3 protein-coding genes are annotated in these 3,610 nt (G+C 74.0%); all 3 read right to left on the reverse strand.

Going from position 1 to position 3,610, the window contains the following annotated elements; genetic code table 11:
• Positions 1 to 813 (reverse strand): phosphatidylcholine/phosphatidylserine synthase (locus JWP64_RS20640; protein WP_297499644.1); only part of this gene is annotated, 813 nt, incomplete at its 3' end.
• A complete protein-coding gene (locus JWP64_RS20645) occupies positions 810 to 1,526 on the reverse strand; it encodes a phosphatidylserine decarboxylase (RefSeq protein ID WP_297499646.1) in 717 nt (238 codons plus the stop codon). The genes JWP64_RS20645 and JWP64_RS20640, both read right to left, overlap by 4 nt.
• 498 nt (positions 1,527 to 2,024) lie before the next feature.
• Positions 2,025 to 3,296, reverse strand: coding sequence for a gephyrin-like molybdotransferase Glp (glp, locus tag JWP64_RS20650; protein WP_297499648.1), 1,272 nt, complete (start codon positions 3,294 to 3,296; stop codon positions 2,025 to 2,027).
• Positions 3,297 to 3,610 lie beyond the last annotated feature (314 nt).

Genomic DNA, 3,610 nt, shown 5'->3' on the forward strand with positions numbered 1-3,610 from the left:
CAGGCCCAGCCGGCGGGCCGAGCGCGCGGCCCGGGCGACGGCCCGGCGCTCACGCGGCGGGACACCCCATGCCTCGGGGTGCTTCGACAGCCAGCGGTACCGCAGGAACGTGACCGGGGCCAGCGCCACGTACCCGGCCGCGATCAGCGCCATCCCGAGGAACGGGGCGGTGAGCAGGATCGCCGCGACCACGCCGACCAGCACCAGCAGCGGGGCGATCAGGCGCGGCGCCACCCGGACGCTCTTCAGCGACAGCGTCGGGAGCCGGCTGACCATCAGGCCGGCGACGAGCAGCGCCCACAGCGCCACGGTGACCTGCGCCGACCACCAGCCCGACCCGAAGTGCAGCCACAGGTAGAGCGGAACGCCCGCGGTGAGCGCGGCCGCCGGCGCCGGGACGCCCATGAAGAAGCGCTTGGCGAACGGGGGCTGGCCCACGTCGTCGATCAGGGTGTTGAACCGGGCGAGGCGCAGCGCCATGCAGACCGCGAACACCAGCGCGACGACCCAGCCGAAGCGGTTGCCCTGCAGCGCCCAGATGTAGAGGACGAGCGCGGGCGAGACGCCGAAGGAGACGAGGTCCGCGAGCGAGTCCAGCTCGGCGCCGATCCGGCTGCTGGCGTCGAGCAGGCGGGCCAGGCCACCGTCCAGCGCGTCGCAGAGCGCGGCCGCGCCGACCGCGGCGATGCACAGCTCGAACCGCCCGGCCAGGGCGAACTGGACCGCGGAGAGCCCCGCGCAGAGCGCGAGGACGGTCACGGCGTTGGGCAGCAGCCGCACGCCGGCGGCGTACGGGCCGTCCGGCCGTGTCACCGATCCCGCCTCGGCGCGCAGGGGGACAGGTCCGCGAGCACGGTCTCGCCGCCGATCGTCCGTTGTCCGACGGCCACCTCGACGGAGGCGCCGGGCGGGAGGTAGGTGTCGACGCGGGAGCCGAAGCGGATCAGCCCGTAGGTCTCCCCGGCGGCGACCTCGTCCCCGGCGCGGACCTCGCAGACGATCCGGCGGGCCAGCAGGCCGGCGATCTGGACGACGCCGACGGCGTGCCCGTCCTGGGTGTCGAGCACGAGGGAGTTGCGCTCGTTGTCCTCGCTGGCCTTGTCCAGGTCCGCGGAGAGGAAGGCGCCGGGCCGGTACTCGACCTCGCGGATCCGGCCGTGCGCGGGGATGCGCTGCACGTGCACGTCCAGGACGGACAGGAAGACGCTGACGCGCGGGCACGGCACGCGCGGGAGGTCCAGCTCGTCCGGCGGCACGACCTCGGCGATCGTGGCGACGGTGCCGTCGGCCGGCGCGAGGACCACGCCGGTGCGCGGCGGGGGCGTGCGGTGCGGGGACCGGAAGAAGGCCGCGGTGCCCACCGTGGCGAGCAGGCCGAGCCCGCCCCCGCGGCCGGTGAGCAGGCGGAGGGCCGCCGCGGTGACTCCCACGCCGGCGACGATCGGCCGTCCGCCCGGATGCATCGGCGGAACCGCGGCGCGGACCAGCTCGGCGATGTGGCTCAGGGACGTCCCGGTCTCGGGCATGTGGCGGGTCTGCTCCTCGTCGGCCGGCGCCCGACCCGGGTCACCGCCATGGCGGTACCGCGCGGTCGGATGGGCGGCCGCCACGCTACGCGGGGCCGGATGGGCCGGGAGTAACGGGAGTCCGATTCGCGGAGGGCCGTCCCGGGAACCGCAGAAAGGCCCCGGACACGCAGAGGGCTTCAGGAACGCAAATGGCCCCGGACACGCAAAGGGCCGGAGCCGCCATCCCCCGAGACGACGACCCCGGCCTTGGAACCGCTCGTCCGCTCCCCAGCGACGGGCGGTGGGTCCTTTGCGAGGAGTGGTTACCCCTCCTCCGTTCAAAGTATCCCCAGCAGCCGACCCAACGTCCAGATCAATGGCGGAGATGCCAATGATGTGCACCGATTGGCCGAATACTCACAAGCTAAGACGCTTCGCTGCGTTGCAGTGTTGCACCGAGCGACTGTGATCTATACCACTTTCCGGGTGACGTGGGGCGCGGTTAGCCCTTACGGGTCATCCCTCGAGCAGCCAGACCTCGACGTCGTCGCCCACACGGACCGCGTCCAGGCCCTCGGGCAGGACCATCAGGCTGTCCGCCCGGGCCAGCGCTCCCAGCAGATGGGACGCCGGACTGCCGACCTCGCGGACGGTGCCGTCGGCGGCGTCGAGCACCCCGCGGCGGAACTGGCGCTTGTCCGCCGGCGAGCGGAGGTCCTCGCCGGCCTTCGCCGTGACCACCGGGCGGGCCGGGTGCGGATGGCCCATGGCCGCCCGCAGCGCGGGGCGCACGAACACCTCGAAGGACACCAACGAGCTGACCGGGTTCCCGGGGAGCGTGACCACGGGGCAGGAGATGCCGCCGTCGAGCTGCAGGCGGCCGGCGCCCTGCGGGCCGCCCGGCTGCATCGCGACGCGCACGAAGTCCACGCCGTGTCCCGTCAGCGCGTCCTTGACGACCTCGTAGGCCCCCGCGCTCACCCCGCCCGAGGTGACGACGAGGTCGACGCCCTCGGCGACGCGCTCCTGCAGGACCTTCCGGAACTCGTCGACGTCGTCCGCGACGCTGCGCAGCTGCTCGGCCGTGCACCCGGCGTCGCGGATCGCAGCGGCGAGCATCACCCCGTTGGACTCGTAGATCTGCCCGGGGCGCAGCTCCCGGCCGGGCTCGACGAGCTCCGAGCCGGTGGAGAGGACGAGGACGTGCGGCTGGCGCCGCACCCGCAGTGTCGCCAGGCCGAGCGCGGCGGCGATGCCGACCTGCGGCGCGCCCAGGACCGTGCCGGCGGTCAGCACCACGACGCCGGCCGCGACGTCCTCGCCGACCGTGCGCACGTGGGTGCCGGCGGGCCGCTCCGCGGTGATCCGGACCCGTTCGGTGCCGCCGTCCGTCAGCTCGACCTGGATGACGGCGTCCGCGCCCGCGGGCATCGGGGCCCCGGTCATGATCCGAGCGGCCGTCCCGGGCTCGAGCGCCGGGACGTCGACCCGGCCGGCCGGGATGTCGGTGGCAACCGGGAGCTCGACCGGGGACGACCCGCCGGCCCCGGTGACGTCGGCAGCCCGGACCGCGTAGCCGTCCATCGCCGAGTTGTCGAAGGGCGGCAGCGCGAGCGGGGTGACGAGGTCCTCGGCCAGCACCCGGCCCCGGGCCTCGGCGACCGGCACCTCGACGACCTCGGTGGGCGGCAGCAGGGCCGCGACCACCGCCCGGTGCTCGTCGACGGTCCGGGCGGACCTGACGGTTCCGGACTGCGGGTCGGGCGCGACGGCGTTCACGATCACCATCCTGCCGCAGCTTCGCGAGTACCGTCGCGAGGGCTCCACCGCTCGTCCGACCCGGCCGCCCCGTCTTGCACTCGCCTACCCCGAGTGCTAAAAACGGCCTTGGCACTCGACACGCGTGAGTGCCAGGTCGGGCCGGTGAGACCGGCGCAGGGTTGCCGGTCGTCCGTCGCGGGCGCCGCTCGACACAAGACTTTCGTGTCATCCCAATCGGAGGACAACACCCCCATGGCGAAGATGATCGCTTTCGACGAGGAGGCGCGCCGCGGGCTCGAGCGCGGCATGAACACCCTCGCCGACGCTGTCAAGGTGACGCT

The organism is Pseudonocardia sp., from assembly GCF_025465255.1.
GTDB lineage: Bacteria > Actinomycetota > Actinomycetes > Mycobacteriales > Pseudonocardiaceae > Pseudonocardia.